At 59.7% G+C, this 18,107-nt stretch carries 25 protein-coding genes and 2 tRNA genes; 7 read left to right on the forward strand and 20 right to left on the reverse strand.

The window, feature by feature from the left end:
• The first annotated feature begins 53 nt into the window (after positions 1-53).
• Positions 54-344 carry a DUF6465 family protein gene (locus WMO20_RS06835; protein ID WP_112090418.1) on the forward strand — a complete coding sequence of 97 codons (291 nt, stop codon included), beginning with the start codon at positions 54-56 and terminating at the stop codon, positions 342-344.
• A gap of 127 nt (positions 345-471) precedes the next feature.
• On the opposite strand, the gene WMO20_RS06840 is transcribed toward WMO20_RS06835, so the two are convergent.
• Together WMO20_RS06840 and WMO20_RS06845 are read right to left on the reverse strand one after the other, a co-directional pair.
• Complete coding sequence (locus WMO20_RS06840; protein ID WP_112090417.1) at positions 472-1,137, reverse strand: metallophosphoesterase family protein; 666 nt, start codon at positions 1,135-1,137, stop codon at positions 472-474.
• Positions 1,138-1,158: 21 nt separating this feature from the next.
• Positions 1,159-3,090, reverse strand: coding sequence for a BMP family ABC transporter substrate-binding protein (locus tag WMO20_RS06845; protein ID WP_349186217.1), 1,932 nt, complete (start codon positions 3,088-3,090; stop codon positions 1,159-1,161).
• Between the two features lie 174 nt (positions 3,091-3,264).
• Between WMO20_RS06845 and WMO20_RS06850 the strand changes: the two genes are divergently transcribed.
• The 4 genes from WMO20_RS06850 (at position 3,265) to WMO20_RS06865 (ending at position 4,719) form a co-directional block, all read left to right on the forward strand.
• On the forward strand, positions 3,265-3,828 hold the full coding sequence (locus tag WMO20_RS06850; protein ID WP_349186218.1) for a DUF1643 domain-containing protein: 564 nt from the start codon (positions 3,265-3,267) through the stop codon (positions 3,826-3,828).
• Positions 3,829-3,856: 28 nt separating this feature from the next.
• Complete coding sequence (locus WMO20_RS06855; RefSeq protein ID WP_112090414.1) at positions 3,857-4,393, forward strand: phosphatase PAP2 family protein; 537 nt, start codon at positions 3,857-3,859, stop codon at positions 4,391-4,393.
• A gap of 167 nt (positions 4,394-4,560) precedes the next feature.
• Positions 4,561-4,634 (forward strand) — tRNA-Arg (locus WMO20_RS06860).
• Between the two features lie 8 nt (positions 4,635-4,642).
• Positions 4,643-4,719: transfer RNA gene (locus WMO20_RS06865), tRNA-His, on the forward strand.
• 95 nt (positions 4,720-4,814) lie between these two features.
• Here the strand turns inward: WMO20_RS06865 and WMO20_RS06870 are convergent.
• From WMO20_RS06870 to WMO20_RS06930, 13 genes are all read right to left on the reverse strand, one after another.
• Positions 4,815-5,306, reverse strand: coding sequence for a hypothetical protein (locus WMO20_RS06870; protein ID WP_349186219.1), 492 nt, complete (start codon positions 5,304-5,306; stop codon positions 4,815-4,817).
• Between the two features lie 188 nt (positions 5,307-5,494).
• Positions 5,495-5,773 carry a hypothetical protein gene (locus WMO20_RS06875; protein ID WP_349186220.1) on the reverse strand — a complete coding sequence of 93 codons (279 nt, stop codon included), beginning with the start codon at positions 5,771-5,773 and terminating at the stop codon, positions 5,495-5,497.
• Positions 5,770-6,120: a hypothetical protein gene (locus WMO20_RS06880; protein ID WP_349186221.1), complete on the reverse strand. Its 351-nt coding sequence runs from the start codon at positions 6,118-6,120 to the stop codon at positions 5,770-5,772. Before WMO20_RS06880 ends, WMO20_RS06875 begins: the two co-directional genes overlap by 4 nt.
• A gap of 127 nt (positions 6,121-6,247) precedes the next feature.
• Positions 6,248-6,751, reverse strand: a complete 504-nt coding sequence (locus tag WMO20_RS06885) for a hypothetical protein (RefSeq protein WP_349186222.1) — start codon at positions 6,749-6,751, stop codon at positions 6,248-6,250.
• Positions 6,752-7,011: 260 nt separating this feature from the next.
• Positions 7,012-9,225: a phage/plasmid primase, P4 family gene (locus WMO20_RS06890; protein WP_349186223.1), complete on the reverse strand. Its 2,214-nt coding sequence runs from the start codon at positions 9,223-9,225 to the stop codon at positions 7,012-7,014.
• 45 nt (positions 9,226-9,270) lie between these two features.
• Complete coding sequence (locus tag WMO20_RS06895) at positions 9,271-9,603, reverse strand: LexA family protein (RefSeq protein ID WP_349186224.1); 333 nt, start codon at positions 9,601-9,603, stop codon at positions 9,271-9,273.
• Positions 9,600-9,821: a hypothetical protein gene (locus WMO20_RS06900; protein ID WP_349186225.1), complete on the reverse strand. Its 222-nt coding sequence runs from the start codon at positions 9,819-9,821 to the stop codon at positions 9,600-9,602. Before WMO20_RS06900 ends, WMO20_RS06895 begins: the two co-directional genes overlap by 4 nt.
• Entirely contained in the window at positions 9,818-10,159 is a 342-nt protein-coding gene (locus WMO20_RS06905; RefSeq protein WP_349186226.1) for a hypothetical protein, read from the reverse strand. Before WMO20_RS06905 ends, WMO20_RS06900 begins: the two co-directional genes overlap by 4 nt.
• A gap of 120 nt (positions 10,160-10,279) precedes the next feature.
• Positions 10,280-10,558, reverse strand: coding sequence for a hypothetical protein (locus WMO20_RS06910; protein WP_349186227.1), 279 nt, complete (start codon positions 10,556-10,558; stop codon positions 10,280-10,282).
• A 43-nt stretch (positions 10,559-10,601) separates the two neighbouring features.
• Positions 10,602-10,898 carry a helix-turn-helix domain-containing protein gene (locus tag WMO20_RS06915; protein WP_349186228.1) on the reverse strand — a complete coding sequence of 99 codons (297 nt, stop codon included), beginning with the start codon at positions 10,896-10,898 and terminating at the stop codon, positions 10,602-10,604.
• Positions 10,879-11,124, reverse strand: a complete 246-nt coding sequence (locus tag WMO20_RS06920; RefSeq protein ID WP_349186229.1) for a hypothetical protein — start codon at positions 11,122-11,124, stop codon at positions 10,879-10,881. Before WMO20_RS06920 ends, WMO20_RS06915 begins: the two co-directional genes overlap by 20 nt.
• A gap of 103 nt (positions 11,125-11,227) precedes the next feature.
• On the reverse strand, positions 11,228-11,386 hold the full coding sequence (locus tag WMO20_RS06925; protein ID WP_349186230.1) for a hypothetical protein: 159 nt from the start codon (positions 11,384-11,386) through the stop codon (positions 11,228-11,230).
• A 3-nt stretch (positions 11,387-11,389) separates the two neighbouring features.
• Positions 11,390-11,632, reverse strand: a complete 243-nt coding sequence (locus tag WMO20_RS06930; RefSeq protein ID WP_349186231.1) for a hypothetical protein — start codon at positions 11,630-11,632, stop codon at positions 11,390-11,392.
• Positions 11,633-11,780: 148 nt separating this feature from the next.
• Here WMO20_RS06930 and WMO20_RS06935 point away from each other — a divergent pair, with 148 nt between their 5' ends.
• Entirely contained in the window at positions 11,781-12,233 is a 453-nt protein-coding gene (locus tag WMO20_RS06935) for a helix-turn-helix domain-containing protein (protein ID WP_349186232.1), read from the forward strand.
• A 253-nt stretch (positions 12,234-12,486) separates the two neighbouring features.
• Positions 12,487-13,557: a tyrosine-type recombinase/integrase gene (locus tag WMO20_RS06940; RefSeq protein WP_349186233.1), complete on the forward strand. Its 1,071-nt coding sequence runs from the start codon at positions 12,487-12,489 to the stop codon at positions 13,555-13,557.
• A 445-nt stretch (positions 13,558-14,002) separates the two neighbouring features.
• Here WMO20_RS06940 and WMO20_RS06945 read toward each other — a convergent pair whose 3' ends face one another.
• From WMO20_RS06945 to WMO20_RS06965, 5 genes are all read right to left on the reverse strand, one after another.
• On the reverse strand, positions 14,003-15,346 hold the full coding sequence (locus WMO20_RS06945; protein ID WP_349186234.1) for a cell envelope biogenesis protein TolA: 1,344 nt from the start codon (positions 15,344-15,346) through the stop codon (positions 14,003-14,005).
• A gap of 18 nt (positions 15,347-15,364) precedes the next feature.
• Positions 15,365-15,550 (reverse strand): hypothetical protein, encoded by a 186-nt coding sequence (locus WMO20_RS06950; protein WP_112090412.1) that lies wholly within the window; start codon positions 15,548-15,550, stop codon positions 15,365-15,367.
• Entirely contained in the window at positions 15,538-17,418 is a 1,881-nt protein-coding gene (locus WMO20_RS06955) for a hypothetical protein (protein ID WP_349186235.1), read from the reverse strand. The genes WMO20_RS06950 and WMO20_RS06955 overlap by 13 nt, the downstream gene beginning before the upstream one ends.
• Positions 17,419-17,430: 12 nt before the next feature.
• Positions 17,431-17,814 carry a hypothetical protein gene (locus WMO20_RS06960; protein ID WP_112090410.1) on the reverse strand — a complete coding sequence of 128 codons (384 nt, stop codon included), beginning with the start codon at positions 17,812-17,814 and terminating at the stop codon, positions 17,431-17,433.
• A gap of 75 nt (positions 17,815-17,889) precedes the next feature.
• The gene (locus WMO20_RS06965; RefSeq protein ID WP_005927203.1) at positions 17,890-18,102 is read right to left on the reverse strand and encodes a hypothetical protein; all 213 of its coding nucleotides are present in this window, start codon (positions 18,100-18,102) and stop codon (positions 17,890-17,892) included.
• Positions 18,103-18,107: the final 5 nt, after the last annotated feature.

Genomic DNA, 18,107 nt, shown 5'->3' on the forward strand with positions numbered 1-18,107 from the left:
GCCGGTGCAGCCCTGCTGCACCATGATCAAATACAGAAGGAAGGTTATGCATCATGCCTGAAAAGAAAGTTTCTGCTCCCGCAGCCGATGCTCCGGCTGCCGAGGGCAAGACCCGCAAATCCGCCAAGGCTCCCGCCCGCCGCGGCCGCCCGCCGCTGGCACCCGAGCTGTACGTGGAGATGGGCGGTGAGCAGTACAACATCACCGACATCATCGACCGTGCCAAGGCAGACTACCGCACCACCCACAAGGTCGGCGTGCAGTCCTGCAAGGTGTACGTCAAGCCCGAGGAGGGCGCAGCCTACTACGTTATCAACAAATTCTCCGGCAAACTGGAACTGTAATTTTTTCCACAGGGCCGCAGGCTGCACCGCACTGCTGCCGCGCCCGCCATTCCCACAATAAGGCTCCATAAACAAAAAAGACACCGCACAGCTGTGCGGTGTCTTTTTTTGCATAGGCAGCAGTCACTCAGAACCCCAGCATCCGCCAGAGGGTCTTACGCTCTTCTGCCGGGTCCGGATCCGGGATCTCGAACACATAGCGCTCGGTGGCGTTGATGACGGTGGTGTTGCCGCGGGTGCATACCCGGGGCAGCTTTGCATCATAATTCAGGTGTATGTGCCCGTGGATGAACCACTTCGGCTGGTACTCATCCAAAATCTCGTTGAAGCACTCAAAGCCCCTGTGGGCACAGTCGTCCCCATCGTTCAGCCCTTTTGCCGGGGCGTGGGTCAGCAGCAGGTCGATGCCGCCCTTTTTGTGCGCCTGATGCTCCAGCTTGTGCGCACGGCGGCGCATGGCTTTCTCGGTGTACTGGTAGGTGTCCTCTTTATTATAGCGCTGACAGCCCCCCAGCCCCATGATGCGCAGCCCCTTCCATGTGTACACCTGATCGTCCACGCAGATGCAGCCGCCGGGCTCGCCCTCGGTCTGGTAGCTGCCGTCGTGGTTGCCGTGCACATACAGGATAGGTGCAGCGGTAAAGTTTGTGAGATATTCCAGATACTTCTTGGGCAGATCCCCGCAGGAGAGGATCAGGTCGATGCCTTCCAGCCGGGCGCGGGTGTCATAGTCCCACAGCGCCTTGGACGGGACATCTGAGATGGCAAGAATTTTCACGTTCGTATGCTCCATTCTGTCTCCGGTCAGGCCGGCTCATTTTTCCAGACCCTTTACGTTGTCCAGTCCGTTGATCGCCAGCACGGTACGGGTCTTGACGTCCAGTTCATCGTAATGGGGCAGCTTGCCGTGTACGCAGGCATCCAGCCAATCCATCTCCATCAGCTCTTTGGGGCTGTAAACTCTATTCTCCGGGGAGTGCAGGTTGTCCTCGTTATCATACAGCTTTTCCGGGAAGATGTGCACATTATCCGAGCCCTGCAGCGTTTCCAGCAGATCCAGCAGCTGCCGCGTACCGCTGGGCAGTGTTTCCTGATACTCCAGATCCTCTGCGCCGCTGCGCAGACCCCACCAGTAGTTCACTGCGCGGGTTGTGGCTGCGTTGTCCCAGCTGCCGTCAAAGATGGAGCGCACGATCTCCACATAGAAGGTATCCCACCGCCAGATCGGCAGCCCCAGCGGCTGCAAACTGCCGTCCGGCAGCTTGCGGCACAGACCATAGTCCCGGTTGGTATCGGCGGGCTCCCGGCTGTCCCGGGCGTAGACCATGTCGATCTCCGGGCAGTCGGCAAAATCCAGCGGGTGGGCTGCATCAGTCTGGCAGGCCCAGCGCAGCCGGATACGGCCTGCCGGGCGCACGCTCTTCAGCCCCTGTGCAAAGGCGTTGATCGCAGCGGGCACGCCATACACGGGGTTTGCCGCCACATAGCCGATATGCCCGGTCTTGGTCATGATGCCGGCCAGCATCCCCAGCAGATAGGTCACCTCATAGGTGCGGGGATAGTAGGTGCGCACCAGCGGGTGCGGCGCGTTCAGCGAGCAGTTCAGGATACGGGTCTTGGGGTGCTGCGCCGCCACCTTCAGGCAGGCGTTGTACATCCGTACGCTGGTGGTGAACACCACGTCTGCATTGTTGTGGGCTACCTCCTCCAGCACCTGCTCCGCGTCCACCTCCGGGTTCACGTCCTCGTAGCTGCTGATATACACCTTGTCCGGGAAAACCTTAGCCAGCGCTTCGCGCCCCTCGTCATGCGCACGCACCCATGCGCTGATCTTGGCGTTGTACTCGTGAAGAAACACCACCCGCAGCTCACTGGGCTGTTTGCTGGGGCTGAAGATATTCAGCTTGGACAAAAGCGGCTCTGCGGGGCTCTTGGGCGGATCCAGCGAAAGTTCCACACCGTGGGGCTCGGTAAGCACCTTTACCTCGTTCCACAGCTTTTCCAGGTTCTGCCGCACCTGCGCAGGGGTGGCGTCGTAGGTGTCGGAGTAGCGATACACCGACAGGTACACCAGCAGCGCATCGCCGGTAGTCAGCCCCATGGACGTGCCGCCCAAGGCTTCGAATTGCTGATGGAACATGGTGTAAAAAGCTGCAAAGTTCAGCCGGTCATCCTCCGACCATGCCTCGCCGCTGGCCTTGCACACCAGCGTCTGCAGCTTGCTATAGCCGCCCAGCTTGGAGAAATGCACATAGTTCACCTTGGACAGCTTATAGAAATCCAGAAACTCGTAGTAGATCTTATTCTCCAGCTCGTCGGTGCGGGCGGGGATGAGCCGGGTGACCGTGCCCGGGATCTTGACGGCACCGTAATACTTGAGCACCGAGACCCGCTTGTTGCCCTCCTGCACATAGAACTGGTTCATGTACTCAAAGGCGATGATGGGGGTATGGATGCCCTCTTCCAGATGCGCGTCGCACAGGTTCGACCACTTGACAGCAAACTCGGTATCCGGCTCCAGCAAGGGCATAAAGTCATACGAAAAGGCAGTGTGCCGTCCGCTGGTCTTGGTGCCCACAAGACTGTCCGATGGGATCTCCACCAGACCCAGCGGCTCCTGCGCCACGATATCCACGCCCTTGAGCACATCGTCCAGAACAGCCAGATAGGGCGACTGGCCGCGGGCTATGCGGGCACGATAGGCGCGCTGCCCTGCGCGCAGTGCACTTTTATAATCTTCCAGCATAAGAACTCCTTTTTTCTATAAACACGGTGCCGCAGTCCCCCTGCCGCACCGGAACACCCCCAGTATACCACAAAAACAGAAATAAGGCAGTATTTTGGGGCTAAAACTGTTGATTTTCCCGGTAGATTCAGGTACGATAATAACGACATTCAAAACCGACAGGAGTTTACTATCATGCAGACCGTTTCTCTGCCCGTGCTTGAGGCGGGCGAATACGCCGGCGGCGTATGGTATTACGAGCCCCACACCTACCAAAACTACCGTTATGTTCTGGGGCGTGTGGGCAGGCACCCGCTGGTGTGCATCGGCATCAACCCCAGCACCGCCCAGCCCGGCGCGCTGGACCCCACCTTAAAAAGTGTGGAGCGTCTGGCCGCCGCCAACGGCTTTGACAGCTGGATCATGTTCAACGTCTACCCCCAGCGCGCCACCGACCCCAACGATATGGATAAGACCCCCGACCGCGCCCTGTGCGATGAAAACCTGCGCTGGCTGCAGGCCGTGCTGGCGCAGACCGAGCCTACCATGTGGGCGGCATGGGGCACCCTGATCGAAAAGCGGGACTACCTGCCCGGTCTGATGCGGGAGATGGTAGCCCTGACGCGGGAGCGGGAGATCCCGTGGGTCACCTTTGGCAAGCGCAGCAAAAAGGGACACCCGCACCACCCGCTGTACCTGCGCAAGGATTCCACCCCGGAGCCCTTTGATGTGGAAAACTATCTGGACACCTGCTTCTGATGTCCGACCCGACAGGAGGAGAGCTGCTTTGACCGCCGAACAGTATAAGCCCATCTATCACTGGTTCAACACCCACCCGGCTGTAAAGCGGCTGGTCGTTTTTCTGGATCGGTGGCTGCCGCTGGTACCCTTTGTGTGCTATCCGGTGCTGCTGTGCCTGCTGAACGTCCGGCTCTCGCGGCTGTTCCTCACCCAGAAGCAGGCCGCGCTGGACTTTATGGTGCTCATCGCCCGTTCCGTCTTTGTGCCGGGGCTGGTGTTCTGGGGCGGCACGCTGCTGCGCAGCCGGCTGCACTTTCCCCGCCCCTACGAGCAGCCCGGCTTTACCCCGCTGGTGGCAAAAGAGAGCCGTGGGCACTCCATGCCCTCCCGCCACGCGCTGAGCGCCGCCGTGCTGGCGGCGGTGTGGCTGTATTTCTACCCCGCTGCGGGCTGCGTGATGGTGGGCATTGCCCTGCTCATCTGCTGTCTGCGGGTGCTCACCGGGGTGCATCATGTACGGGACGTGGTGTGCGGCTTTGTGCTGGGCTTTGTGCTGGGCTTTGCCGGAATGTGGCTGCTGTAAGGCCGTTTTGTGCACGCCGGAGCGTCTGTTTTTGCCCACAGGGCAAAAAAGTTGAAACTTTTTTCAGATTTTCCTTGACAGAATGCGATGGGTATGGTATTATTTCTCTCGCAGCCTGTGCCGACACAGAACTGCCGCCATAATGGAACCCATTGGGATAACAACGTGCGCCCGTAGCTCAGGTGGATAGAGCAACTGCCTTCTAAGCAGTGGGCCGGGGGTTCGAGTCCCTTCGGGCGCATCTATGTGGTGCCCATAGCGTAGTCGGTTAACGCGCCAGATTGTGGATCTGGAGACCGTGGGTTCGAGTCCCACTGGGCACCCCACCAAAAAGCACCTAGGAACGAAAGTTTCTAGGTGCTTTTTCTTGTTTATACCCCACTTTTTACCACACTTGGGCAAAAATCGGGGTTTTCAGGGCTCAGACGACGCCGTTAATGGTGCTGTCCCGAGCGCTCCATGTGGTGGAGCTGCTGCCGGTCTTGCCCTTGTAGTAATCAGCGCTAGGGCCGATCACTTTAGCATCGTCGCCAGTGACGCAGGCCCAGTGCTTGGGGTCCAGGGCGCTGCAGTACTGGCGCTGAGCGTCCAGAGCGACGCGGGCAGTCTTGATGATGTGGCTGAATGCGTCCACGCGCTCGGTGGGCGTGCGGTAGTACTGGCGGAAATAGGGGATCATGTCGTGCTGGGCTGCATAGCTGCCAGCAGCGCGCAGCACCGTTTCATTGCTGGCGTTGCGCTCACACAGCGCGGAAAACTCGGCGGTGCTCATGGGAAGGCCGCTACTCAGCAGGCGAAAATCTGCACTATCAAGCTCTGCACCATTGGGCGCGGTACGCTTCAACAGATCCTCCTTAAACTCCTGCTCAAGCTGGCCCAGACGGGCAGTAGCAACGGTACGGAGGTTAATCATAGCGTTTTCGCAGTCGATCCGCACGCCGCGCTCGTAGTCCTCCGTGTATGCGCCAGAGCGTCGGCCAGCTGCTGCGCGTTCCATAATCCTCTCATAGTGCACGCGCTGCTCGAAGTAATCCCGCACGATCTGGCGGGCATCGTCGATAAAGTTTGCATTCTGGTTCATGGTCTGTACCTCTCATTCTTTCATTTATCTGTGTTCTTGTTGGCGTAAGGACCTACGCCAAAGCGTTTGGCGGCAAAATTCAGAGCCTCGACCTCAGTATGGAAAGCCCACTTTCCAAGGCCTGCCCAGACCTGCCAGGCGGTCACAACGCCATAGGGGGCGCGCACCTGCACGATCTGCACAAGCGGAAACTGCTCGTCGGTCGTCGGGTAACGCTGGGCCGTCCAGAAACTTGGCTGCGTCAGATCCGGTTCATCCACACGTTCGATGATGGGAAAGTTCTTTGCGCTTGGTGTCATCCGTTCACATCTCCTTCCTGTTCGTTGTTCTCGCCACCTGCGCCCAGGATCCCCTGCGGGGCCACACGGGGCACGTCATCGATCAGTACCACAGTGGGCACCGTTGCGCCGCCTGCGCTGTCGGAGAAGCGCAGAGCGAATTCCAGCAGCGCCCGCGCGGCAGCAATCTTGTTGATATCCGATGCACTGGGGTTGTCCACGATCTTTCGCAGAGTCTCCACAGCAGCACCGGTGCAGGCGCTCAGGCTTTGCACTGCCTCCTGCATCTGGGCATCACGCCCGGCGAAAAGAGCTGCGGCGTATTCCTCGTTCTGGTGCTCCAGCTTGTACAGGGTGCTTTCACTCATGCCACAGGCACGGGCCGCGGCGGCACGGGAGGGGCTGGAAAGCACAGCCGCCAGTGCTCGACGCTGTTTTGCTGATAACAGAAACACTCACCTCTTTCACGGTAAAATATGGTAACTTGTCAGATGTTCAGCCATCCGTCGGGGCGGCGTTGTTGTTCCGGATCTGCTCCGCCAGAGCGTCAGCCCGATCCTTCCAGGGCTGGAGCTTTGCCTTGTTCTCTTCAAACGCTGCCGCTCTGGAGGGCGAAATATCCAGCGACGCACCCAGGTGCAAACGTTTGGTAAACCTCGCCATTTCAGCGGGCCAGCGCTTCCGGCAATATGCGAGTGCATCTCTGCTGCTGTCGAAATACTGGCCGCTTCCAGCGTACTGCACACACCAACTGCGACGCTCAGGGATCTGGAGCACTCCAGCCTGCAGCAGCAGCACCGCAACGTCTGAGGGAGCAAACGCCGTGCCATAATGGTTCCGATCCGGGCACACCGGCATGGCGGACATCTCACCAAACCATTGCTCCGTGACCTCAAAACGCCGCTGCACGCTGAAGTCGAAAAGCTCGCCCTTGGTGGGCACCGCGAAGATCTCCACAAACACCTCAACGTCCTGGTCGATAAAGCGTGAAGGTACCATAAAACACTCCTTTCGGGGCGGTCTCTGCCGCCCTCTTCTCCCCTGTCTGCCGCGCTGGGCAGGGCCAGCTCTGGCGCCCTGCGCCAGTGGGCGCGCGGCGGTCAGGGTCAGTTTTACGAATCACAAAAAATGACGTTATGTCGTTTAGGTGGAGGACAGTGCAGGACAATAGGTAAAACCCTATAAAGAACACTAAATTTTCTTTAGAAAAGTTTCCGGTTTGTCCTCCGTTGTCCTCCACCCTTAGCCTATAACAAGAGTCAGAACCACTCAGGCAAGAGTTTCAAACCACGGTAGAAATTGCCCTGTTTTGTTTTCTTCCAGCGAATGCCCGCGCCCTCCAAAGCGGCCTTGAACTCGTCTTGTCTTCTGGGAAACTCACCCATGCGTGTGCTCCACTCGCGATAAGTCGCCAGAACAACGCCTGATTTTTCGCTGTAATCGGGGCCGATCTCGCAGCAGTCCTCCAGGAAGTGGGCCAGCCAATCGTTTTCTTGGCGATACTGTTCCACCGCCTCGCGGACGCAGGGCGGCGGGTCCAGCTTGAAATCCGCCGTAATGAACCGGCGCGCGCCCTCGATGATCCAGGACAGCACCGCGCCGCCTGCGTGGTCGAACAGGTGCCCGGCGTAGTCCTTGACCTCGCCCGCTTCGTTGCGGAACTTCGCACGGCACGGCACCACCACCAGACGCGACCATGTGCCAGCATCAGAGCTGCCCACCTTGGGCAAGAAGTTTGTGAAAAGGACGCAGGTGTGCGACGGGATGAACTCGAACGGCTGTCTATACTTCGGTTCAGCGTGCACCGCGTCCGTACTGCACAGGCGCTTGAGCATGGAAACATCAAGCCGCGTGCCTTCCTCGAGCTCTGCAGCCAGTACAAGCCGCTTGCCGCGCAGTTCCGCCAGTTCGGGCAGTTTGTTCCGATTCGGGTTCGCCGTCAACGCGTCGGCGCTCAGAGTGCCCGCATAGCTACCCAGAACACGCGCCAGCACATTGAAAAAGGTCGATTTGCCATTACCACCGCTGCCGTATGCAATGATGAGCTGTTCTTGGTAGACGTGCCCGACTGCAGCAGCGCCCGCTACCCTCTGGAGGTACTCCGCCAGCGCAGCATCGCCGCAGGTGAAGCGCCGCACAAAGTCCAGCCAGAGGGGCGCGCCCGTGCTGCCCGGGTCCACCGCGCACGCCTTGGTGCACTTGTCCGCCGGGTCATTCGGTCGTGCCTTGCCGGTCTTGAGATCCACGGTGCAGCCAGGGCAGTTCAGCAAAAACGCATTGCTGTCCAACTTCTCTGTAGGCACGTCGCAAAGGTGCTGTGCCTCGCCCAGTGTGGCCCGAATCGCAGCACCAGAGCGCTGGGCAATGACAAACTTTGCAAACGCCTTGGCGGCATCCTGCTTTGCTTTGGCGTTGCTGCTGTCCTCGATCCTGGCGGCGGCTGCTACCTTGACCTCCTCGCGGGCCTGTACGATCTGCGCATCAGTCAGGGCATGGAACCGGCGGTGCGCTGCCGACTCATCGGCGGTGAACTTGCTTTCATCCCAGACCAGCCAGCCCAGACCGGCATTATACAGCACCTCGCCTGCATTACGGCGCTCGAAGATACGCGCCTGGGCAAGGTTTGAGTAGTCGGAGGGTCGTAGGCCTGCCGCGTCTGTGCTGCCCTCCTGAAGGCCCTGCAGCGCGTAGGCTGTCGGGTCCAGATAATCGGCCCTACTGGCTACTTTGGCCTTGTAGGCCCTCACAGCAGCCCGCCAGATAGTCGTTATCTCCGCGTCGTCCAGCGGCGGCACGCACTGCGCGGCCTTTGCGTCGAATAGTTGGCGGGCCGTGCCATCGTCCGCGCCCTTGGCTTTGAGCACTTTCAGTGCGTAGGCGCTCAGGGTGTGGTTTCGGCTGCCCTGCGGGATAATGTCCGCAAAGGCTGCTGCAGGCTTCTCCGGCGGGATTTCCGTCTCAGGGTCCAGCACCTCGTCCAGAGTAAAAAGGCCGTCCACGGCCTCGCCCTGAGGCTGCTCAGTGCCAAAGAAGAACCGTGCGCCGTCCACACACGCACCATCATAGTACGGAAAGCGGCTGCACAGGGCCCGCTTCAGCCCTTCCAGCTGCTCCCGGTCTTCAGTGCGATCAATGGGAAACAACACATGGAACCGGGGCACCGCCGGGGCCGTGCCTTTCGCCAACAGGTGGTGACGGCTGAACAGGATATAGTGCTGCACGTCGGGCAGGTCGTCCACGATCTGGGCGGGCTCTACCACATCACCGGCGGCGTTGTCTACGTCGGCAATCAGGCAATCAGCCCACAAAAAGCCCTCGTTCTGGCGGCGATTGTCCTTGAACGCCGCCCCCACATGGTCGTACTGCGCGGCCTGCTGGAGCTGCGCCAGTGTGTTGATCTCGACGGCGCGGGGGTACACCGTGTTCCAGCGATCCCCGCGCACGTCTGCTGTGAATAAGTGAAAAACCTGCATCTTTTTCTCCTGTTTATGCGGTGTATGTAGTCGGACAAAAGCCGCTCAGGGCGGCATATCGGCGGCTGCGTCCTCGTCAAGGATGTGCCGTGCCTCCACCAGTCGGCCCAGAAGCTCCACATTCTCAGCGGATCCGTCAACGATTGTGGAGGAGTACGCCGGGTTTTCAGGGGTGAGAGCAAGGCAGGACCCGGCGTTATTGACGCGGCGAACAACAAGAGCATCCCCAATGCAAACAGCAGCGATCTTTCCACTCGCCACATGGTCACAGGCAACAAAACAAACAAGGTCGCCGCTGTAAATGCCTGCGCCGGTCATGCTGTCGTCGGGCATAACCGCGCAGAAATCCGGCTGCACATAGGTATGTACTGGGGTCATTCTGCCTCGCTCCCTTCTTTGGTGGCTTTCGCCCTGTAATCGCGGTCGGCCGCTGCTGCCAGCGTCAGAGCCTTTTTGATAGCTTGGCAGCGGCTCATATCTGGCGGCACCGTAACCAGCACCGCGCCCAGAGTCATGCACACAACGCAGTCAAAACTGCTGCCCTTGCGGATGAACACCGGACGACCCCAACCGGGGACCTCCTGATAGTTTTTCATGCGTGCTGCCCTCCCCCGCTGACGATCTGGGCAACGTTCGCTCCCAGGCGGTGCAGTGCCTTTTCCGCTGCGGTCTTACTCCAAAGGGCGGTCAGGTCCACCTGCGCGTCCATGCTCTGGCCCTTCTTGACCTGCTGCACCGCGAAGCCCTGGGTCTCAAACTGCTGCACGATCCAGGACGCGGGCCGAATGCCCAGACGATCCAGCGCGTTCAAACGGCCACCGTTGAGCACGACACGCTCATGGTGCAGCGTGCGGGGCTTTACTTCCCTGCGGTCGTAGTAATCGACCTCAAAGGCCACCAGCGTGATTTTCTGCTTCAAATTCAAAGAATCCATAACGTTTTCCCTCCAAAGTGTGGTATACTGGGAGGCGGAAGGGTTCCTCCTGACCCGTGCGTAACCCGTTCCGCCCATGTGGTCCCCTCCTGATCTGCCGTCAGGAGGGGATTTTTGTTTTTACTCTGCGTCGGTCTCCTGCACGCCCTCTGCTGGCTCCTGCTGGGCGTTCTCATTCTCAGCGGGCAGGTACTCGACGGCCAGAGTCGGCGCGCCCTGCGGGCCGCGCTGGGCGCTCAGGCGCAGGCAGTCGGCAGCGCCGTCAACGTGGTCGAAGTACAGCATCAGGCTTTCGGGGCCTGCCTGCACAACGTCGATCAGCTGGGCACCAATGCCGGACAGTTCGCCGTTGAGCTGCTCCACGGTAACAGGGCGGACAAAATTCTCGATGATCTTCACGGTGTTTCCCTCCAAAATTTTTGTTGTTCTCTCGCCCTGGCGGTCAGTCCGCCGGGGTGTTTTCGTTTGTGTCGGGCAGGTCAGGGAAAAAGAACTCCCCCACGCTTGCCCTAGGAATGCCCACGACGCGGCAGACGGCGGCGATCTCGTCCGCCTGCCATGGGATGTGGCCGCGCATTCTGCGGCCCAGAGTGGGCACCGTGATACCTGTCAGCGCGGCCACGTCTTCGTCGTACAGTCCGCGCTCCCGGAACAGGGCACGCAGCCGCCAGAAGGGTATCTGCTGGAAACGGCCATACGGTGCCACCGGGACGGCGGTGTTACTGCTGGCGCTCAACATGGTGCACCTCCTGTTCCTGCGGCGGCAGCCTGAGCGACTCCAGCGGAACGCCCAGAGCGTCGGCGATGTGCCCGGCGGTCGTCCGCCACATCGCTCCACCAATGCGGGCCTTGCTGATAGCAGAACGGCCAACGCCTGCCTTGCGGCTCAGCTCCTCCGTGGTGAGGTCCTGGCGGGCCATCTCTGCAATGACCGCAACACGGTCAAGGATAATCGACTTTGCCATGATGTAAAAACCACTCCTTTTCGTTTGTTTACGGGTCTTTTGGCTCCCGCGACGCTCCACACTGGAGCGTTTCGGCCCTTGCCGGGGGCCATTATCAGGCGGGTTACGCGTTAAGATAAATCGCAAGAGCAGTCAACGCGCTTTCCATACCGAAGCCATGGCGACGTTCCTCGTACACGTCGGAATCCTCCATCTTGCGGGCCTGCTTCAAAACAGCGTTCATTGCGTCTTCCAGCTCTGCAGCAGTAATAGTCTCTTTCATTGTTTAGCCCTCCTTCACCAGCTCATAGTGCTTGATACTGCCGGGAACGTAGCAACGGCCCTTGAACCGCTCAACCACGCGCAGCAGCTTTTCCAGCTCAGCGACGGCAACGCCAGATGTGCCATGATCCAACAGGCGATCCGCCACGCGGTCGTCTGCGAATTCAACTGTGTAACAGGTCTCGCCGGTGATCTTCTCGCCGTTCTCGATCTCTGCGGTGTCGTAAGTGATGTTCAGTCGTTTCATGATGTGTTCCTCCTGTGTGCGGCGTGATTCAATTGAGTTTCTATATTGCATTATAATAGTTCTTTTGAGTTTGTCAAGAACCTTTTTTGAAACTCAATTGAATTTTTCTTAGACTTGTGATATTCTGTTGAATAGGGAGGTAATGCACATGGGCAATGACAGCGTAGCCGAAAAAATCAAAACGGCTAGAGAAAAAGCAGGCCTGACACAGGCGCAACTTGCCGAAAAAGTCGGTACTACATCACAGAACATCAGCCAATATGAACGTGGAATAAGAAACCCAAAGTACAACACTCTGGAAAAAATCGCTCACGCACTTGGTGTCAATGTCGATTCTTTTCACAAAAATCTGTTTGATCTTTCCGCGCCAGACGACCCACGAAGAACTACGCATATTCGAAGCAAGTTGCTTTTTACTGGGCATGATATCGGTTTTGACGAAGAAAACGCATATCTTTGGATTAGATACCCAGACGGCACCCTTTTAATCACCGAACACGAATTGCAAGAGCTGGACGTACTGACAGATGATTTCTTAACTTTTGAATTGGAACGGCTAAAACAAAGAAAAATTGATGATTTTTTCCCCGACAAAAAGTAAAAGGACGCTCCCGGCGGCAACCGGGAACGCCCTTGTTTGTGCATTTTGACCCCGCCGGGGCTGCCGATCTCCCCCGATCAGCACCACAGCACTATACAATTTGCACAATAAAACAGAAAAACCGCCCCCGGCGGCAACCGGGAACGGCTTTTGATAGATAGCTTGCCCACGAAGGACAATACCACCCTCACATCTGGTATTATACCCTTTCTGAGCAGGCTTTTCAAGCTATACTCAGGAGGTTATAACACACATGGGTAAACGAACGAACACAGCCACTTGGAACGGCAAACAGTGGCGCATTGCTGTGCAGAAGGATGGACAGCGCCGGTATTTTTACAGCAGCACACAGGGCCGCGCAGGCCAGCGAGAAGCGAACGCCAAAGCGGACGCATGGTTAGACAGCGGCGTTTGCGCCAAAGGTGCGCGTGTGGCGGACATTGGCGCACTCTGGCTGCGTTCGGTGGAGCTGTCCACCTCAACGGACAACTACCGGCCACTAGAAAGCCGCTGGCGGGTCTGGGTGCTGCCGGTCATCGGCGCAAAGAAGGTTGACCGCCTCACCGATCAGGATTTGCAAGACGTGCTCAATCTGGCCCACGCTGCCGGGAAGAGCCGCAAAACCTTGAAGTCCATTGCAGCCGATATGCGGGCATTCTGCAAGTACTGCCGCAAAAGCAAAATTTCAGCCTACGAACCGGAAGAACTGACGATCCCCGCCGGGGCACGGTACAAGGGCAAGAACGTATTACAGCCCGATGAACTGGCGGTGCTGTTCAACTCAGACACCACCACATTCAACCGCCAGCGCGTGCCCGACCCCTATATCAACGCCTATCGGTTCCAGGTCCTCACCGGCCTGCGCCCGGGTGAGCTGCTGGGCCTGCGCTGGGAAGATGTGCACGGCGGCGTGGTGTATATCTGCCGTTCCATCAACCAGCTTGGCGAGGAGACGCAAGGCAAGAACCAGAACGCCGTCCGCTCCTTTGCACTCTCCGCCAGAGCGTGGGCCGTGCTGGAGGATCAACACAAGATCACCGGCAACACCGGCAGCGTGTTCAGGATCAACAACCAGCACCACTATCACACGCGGTGGTGGGCCTACTGCCGCACAAACGGCATTGTGACCATCTCCACCTATGAGCTGCGCCACACCTTCGTCAGCGTTGCAAAGACGCTCCCGGCGGGTGAAGTGAAGGGCCTTGTGGGCCACAGCCAGGACATGGACACTTTCGGCGTGTACGGCCATGCCCTCACCGGTGACGCTGAGAACATCGCCCAGGCCGTGAACGCTGCTTTTGATAAACTGCTTGGCGAGGGCTGAATCTGTACCCCACTTTTTACCACACTGTCACCTTCCAGCCTTGATATTTGCCCTTTTTAGTGTGTATGTCATTGGGATAAAACGCACGTTACGCCACACTCTTTGCAGCCAGTTTTCAACGGTAGATAGTAATTTCTTGGGTTCGAGTCCCACTGGGCACCCCACCAAAAAATCCGCTGTTGCATTGCAACGGCGGATTTTTTTATTTGGTGGGGTGCCCGGTGGGCTCGAACAGGGCGGCGGCGCAAAGCGACGCAATCAAAGCCCCAGTGGGGCCTTGATTAGCCCGCGGGTCCCAATCTTCAGGAATGTCTACCGGGGTGACTACTGTCCGCTGTTTTCACAGCGGATTTTTTTATTTGGTGGGGTGTCCAGTGGGCTCAAAATATACCATAAAGGTAAATCTCCCCGGCAAAGCAGCTGCTTTGCCGGGGAGATTTTTATTTTATTGATTCATCTCCTGCAGGATCTTTGCGATCTGGGCGGGGGTGTAGCCCTCCTGCCGCAGGGCAGAGGTGATGGCTACCTCGCTCTTGCCCTGACTGCGCAGCAGCGCTGCCGTGTAGGGCACCCCGGCGCTGACGGTGCTGCGGCTGCCGCCGGAAGCAGAGCCGCTGCTGCCGGTGGCCTTTCCGCCGCTGCCGGAGCTGCCGGATTTTGTGCCCGCAGCCGCCGCCTTACCGGCAGCCTGTGCGGCCTTCTGCTGGGCATTCGCCTGCTTCAGCGCCCACTCGCCCTTGGCGATGTTCAGCTTCTGGCTGGTCACGTTATTGTTGAAGGCCTGCTGCTTCAGCGCGTCCTGATAGGCACGCTCGCTGGCGGTGTTGTCGTACTGCTGCTGGGTCAGTGCGTCCTGACGCTGCTTCTCCTGCATCTGCTGGCTCCACTGGGTGTCGGCGCGCTCGGCCTCGTAGGCGCGGTTGCCGGAGTAGATGTTGTACCCGGTGTTCAGCAGACTGCCCGCTAAGCTGCCCAGACCGGTGGTGCCGCTGATGGCCAGTTGCACCACATCCCCGATGACGCCCAGCACGGTCATAACATTATTAAAAGCCTGCTGACGCTGGCTGATCTGCGCCTGCTCCTGCGCGGTGTAGTAGCCGTGCAGGGTGTCCAGCCGGTTCAGGTGCTCCTGATACTGACCGTAGTCCTTGGCGTAGGCATCGTTGTAGGCATCGCCCTTCTGCTGCAATTGGGTGTAGTAGTCCTGCAGCTGCCGGTCATATAAGCTCTGGGCGTTCTGTTCCTGTCCGTTCAGCTGCTCCAGCCGGGTCACCAGCTCCTCGCCGCCGCTCTGGTAGGTATCCAGCGCCAGACTGTACAAGGCGGGGATAGCGCTTGCCAACCCGCCGATCTGCTGCTGATAAGCCTGCTGCGCCGCACTGGTGGCATAGCTGGAACCATAGCCGCCGGTCAGAGCAGCCGCCTGCGCCGCCGCGTCCGCGCTGGCGTTGTGGGCGTTCTGGGTATACAGCTGCTCGTACTGGCGATAGAGCGGGTCGCGGGTGTAGCTGTACTGAAAATTCTCCCGTTCCAGCAGCTGCCCCAGCAGCTCGTTGATCCTGTCCTGATAGCTGCTCTGGTAGTCTGCGGGGCGGTTCTGCTGCCACTGCTTCAGGGCGTTGGCTGCATCGGTCACCTGCTGGCTGGGGCGGTAGCTGGCGTTTGCCATAGCCTTTTCCACTTCGGCGCGGCTGTCCAGCCCCTCGGTGCTGTAAGCGGACTGCGCAGCAGGCTGTGCCTGCGTTTGCACGTCCGGCTGCAGCAGTTCCTCCTTCTTTTTGGATGCCATAAAATTCTCCTTTCGTACTTATAATCCCTGCAGCTTGCTGCGCAGGGTGTCGGACATATTTTCCGTATCCAGATTGGTCAGTACATACTGCAGCTGCTCCTGCATCTGGTACAGATAGCTGCGCAGTGCCCGGGCATCCTCCGGGTCCATGTTATCGCTGAGCTTGGGCAGACCCAGCTTGCTCAGGCCGTTCATGCTTGCCATGAGGTATCCTCCTCCCATAATTTTCCCTTTGCCGGGGCGATGGTGCGCACAAGACTGCGCAGGGTGATCTGTCCTTTGCCACGAAGCCGCAGCCGCAGCGACCCGCACCGCCGGGGCACAAAAGGCAGGTCATAGCTGCGGCGGCGGCCTTGGGCGGCAAGGGTGGCCACCGTCTCCCACGCGCCGCCGTCATAGCTTACTGCCACCTCCACCGTGCTGGTGCGTTCGGCGTCCAGACGCAAGGTCAGCCGGGAGAGGTACCGCTGCTCGGTGCCGTCCAGTCCCACATCGCCTGTGACCAGTTCAAAGGGGATGTCCGTCTCCACGCCATCGGTGCTCTGCCAGTCCGGCTCGCGGGTGGGGTCTGCTGCCCACAGCGCCTGCCCGTCCCACAGATAAAGCTGCCCGCCGGTGCTGGTCATATCGCAGGAGCAGACGTCCTCCTCGCTCCACAGCCCTTTCTCGGTATCGTAGACCAGCAGACGCGCGCTCTCCCGGGAGATGTGCAGATAGTACCGGCCATCCAGCGCACCGCCCACGGCGCTTTGCACGTTGGCAAGCTTTGCGGCGTCCAGCGCACCGGACACCTTGGTGGGCAGACTGCCGTCCCACGCCATGACCCCGTCCGGCGAGAGATAATACAGCGTCTCGTTCAGCACGCACAGGCTGCGGGCGGCGTTTTTTGCCACGCCCCGGCAGCGCAGGCTGGAAAGCTGAAAATCCGAAGGCTTGGAGCCGTACAGCTTGTGCAGGGTGTTCTCCTTGAAGAACAGCGCATAGCCCATGCAGGAAGCCGCCCCGGTAAAGGCGCCGTCGCTGCCCACAGTGACGGCGTAGCTGTCTGCAGCGATGCCCCGGTAGCTGAACCAGTTGGTGGGGTCGCCCAGCTTGCAGCCGTAGATAACGTTCTCCCTGCTGTTGCAGCCCCACACCCGGTTGTCGCACTCGGTCACAAAATCCAGTTCCGGCACCCGGCGCTCCATGGATACCGTCTGTGCGGCATCCACACTGCGGTGCTGCTTGCCGTCCATGCTCTGCCACTGCGCGGCGGCGGCGTTCTGCACCAGTGTGCCGTAAAAATACTCGCCCTGCGGGGTGCAGCGCACCCGCAGCCAGTCCTCGCCCATGTCATACACGATCTGATCTCCGTTCAGCTCCGGGCTCTGCCCCGCAGTCTCGGCAGCTGCGCCCTGCACGGTCACGGTGTCCCACTGCCGGAACAGCTTGCCCAGCCCTGCCGCCGTGATGCGGCAGTATTCCAGCGGGATGGCCGCCCAGCTGCCGGAGTTTTTGCTGTACATTTCCAGCGTGCTGTCGTACCGCCACGGATGGTCGGCATCCTCCACCCTTAAAAACAGCTGTCCGTCTGCCGGATCGGCGGGCTCGTCCCTGCCAAAGGCTTCCACCTGATAGGTCTTGCCTGCGGCATCGCAGGGGGCAAAGGTCACGCTTTTGTCCGCCGCCGTCCACAGCGCCCCCAGTGCGGTCACGCTGCCGTCTGCCGTATCAAAGGCCAGCTTATCCGGGAAGATCAAAATTTTTGTGCCGATGCCCACCAGCGCCTTGCGGCCATCGGTCACGGCGTCCGCCTTCGTCACCGCCGGGGCCGCGGCATCGTCCGGGGTATAGGTGATATCCCGCCCGCAGACCGTCAGCAGACCGTTCAGGTGGTACATCCCGTTCAGCCCGGTCAGCGCCCGCAGTTTGCGGCGCGGGGTGCGGGTGCTCAGGGCGGGGAAATCCCGGGCAGAAAAGTTTACTCCGGCGCTGTACTCTGCTTCCGAGCAGCCGTAGGTCTCGTTCAGGCCGCCAAAGGCCCGCAGCAGCTGCCGGGTGTTGGCAAGCCGCATTCTGTCTGCCAGTACCATGTTCCCACCTCCTTACCAGCGCCACTGCGCCCGGCTGCGGGGCGGGTAGTTCTGCCGCAGCCAGACCGCCAGTTCCGCATACAGGGCGTTGTACTGCGCCTGCTCTCCGGCGTAGCGGTCGGTCTCGCCCAAGGCGGCGTCCATCTGCGCACACAACAGGTGCGGGTACAGTGCATCAAAGGGCGGCGGCGCCAGCAGCGGCTGGTCGTCCTGCACCGGCTGCTCCCACGGACGGTCTGCGCCCACCGCGTCAAACGCCCCGGCGGCGCTGCGGTCAAACAGCTTTGTGCGCAGCAGGGCGTCCGTCTCCCGCAGCCATTGCAGCCGGGTCTCGGTTTCAATGCGGCAGTTCGGGCGCAGCTGCTCGGCACGCTCCAAAGCTTCTCCTACTGTCATCTTCATCACATCCTTTTTATAAAAAGCCCGGCCGGGGGCATTTCTCCCAGCCGGGCAGCGTTGATTTTACAGATTTTACTGTGCCGCGTTCTCCGCAGCAGCAATGCGGGCAGCGGTCAGCTCGTCCTGACGCTGGCTGTGTTCCAGCACCTCGGCCACAGCGGGCGGCACCTCCACCTCCACGCCCCGGCGGATCTTGTAATTCACACCGTTGACGCTGACGAACAGATCGCCCTTGTAGCGGCTGTTGTCCTTGAACAGCCGGATGCGCACGTTCTTTTCAGCCATGGGCA

The organism is Faecalibacterium intestinale (assembly GCF_040096575.1).
In the GTDB taxonomy this organism is placed as follows: Bacteria; Bacillota; Clostridia; order Oscillospirales; family Ruminococcaceae; genus Faecalibacterium; species Faecalibacterium intestinale.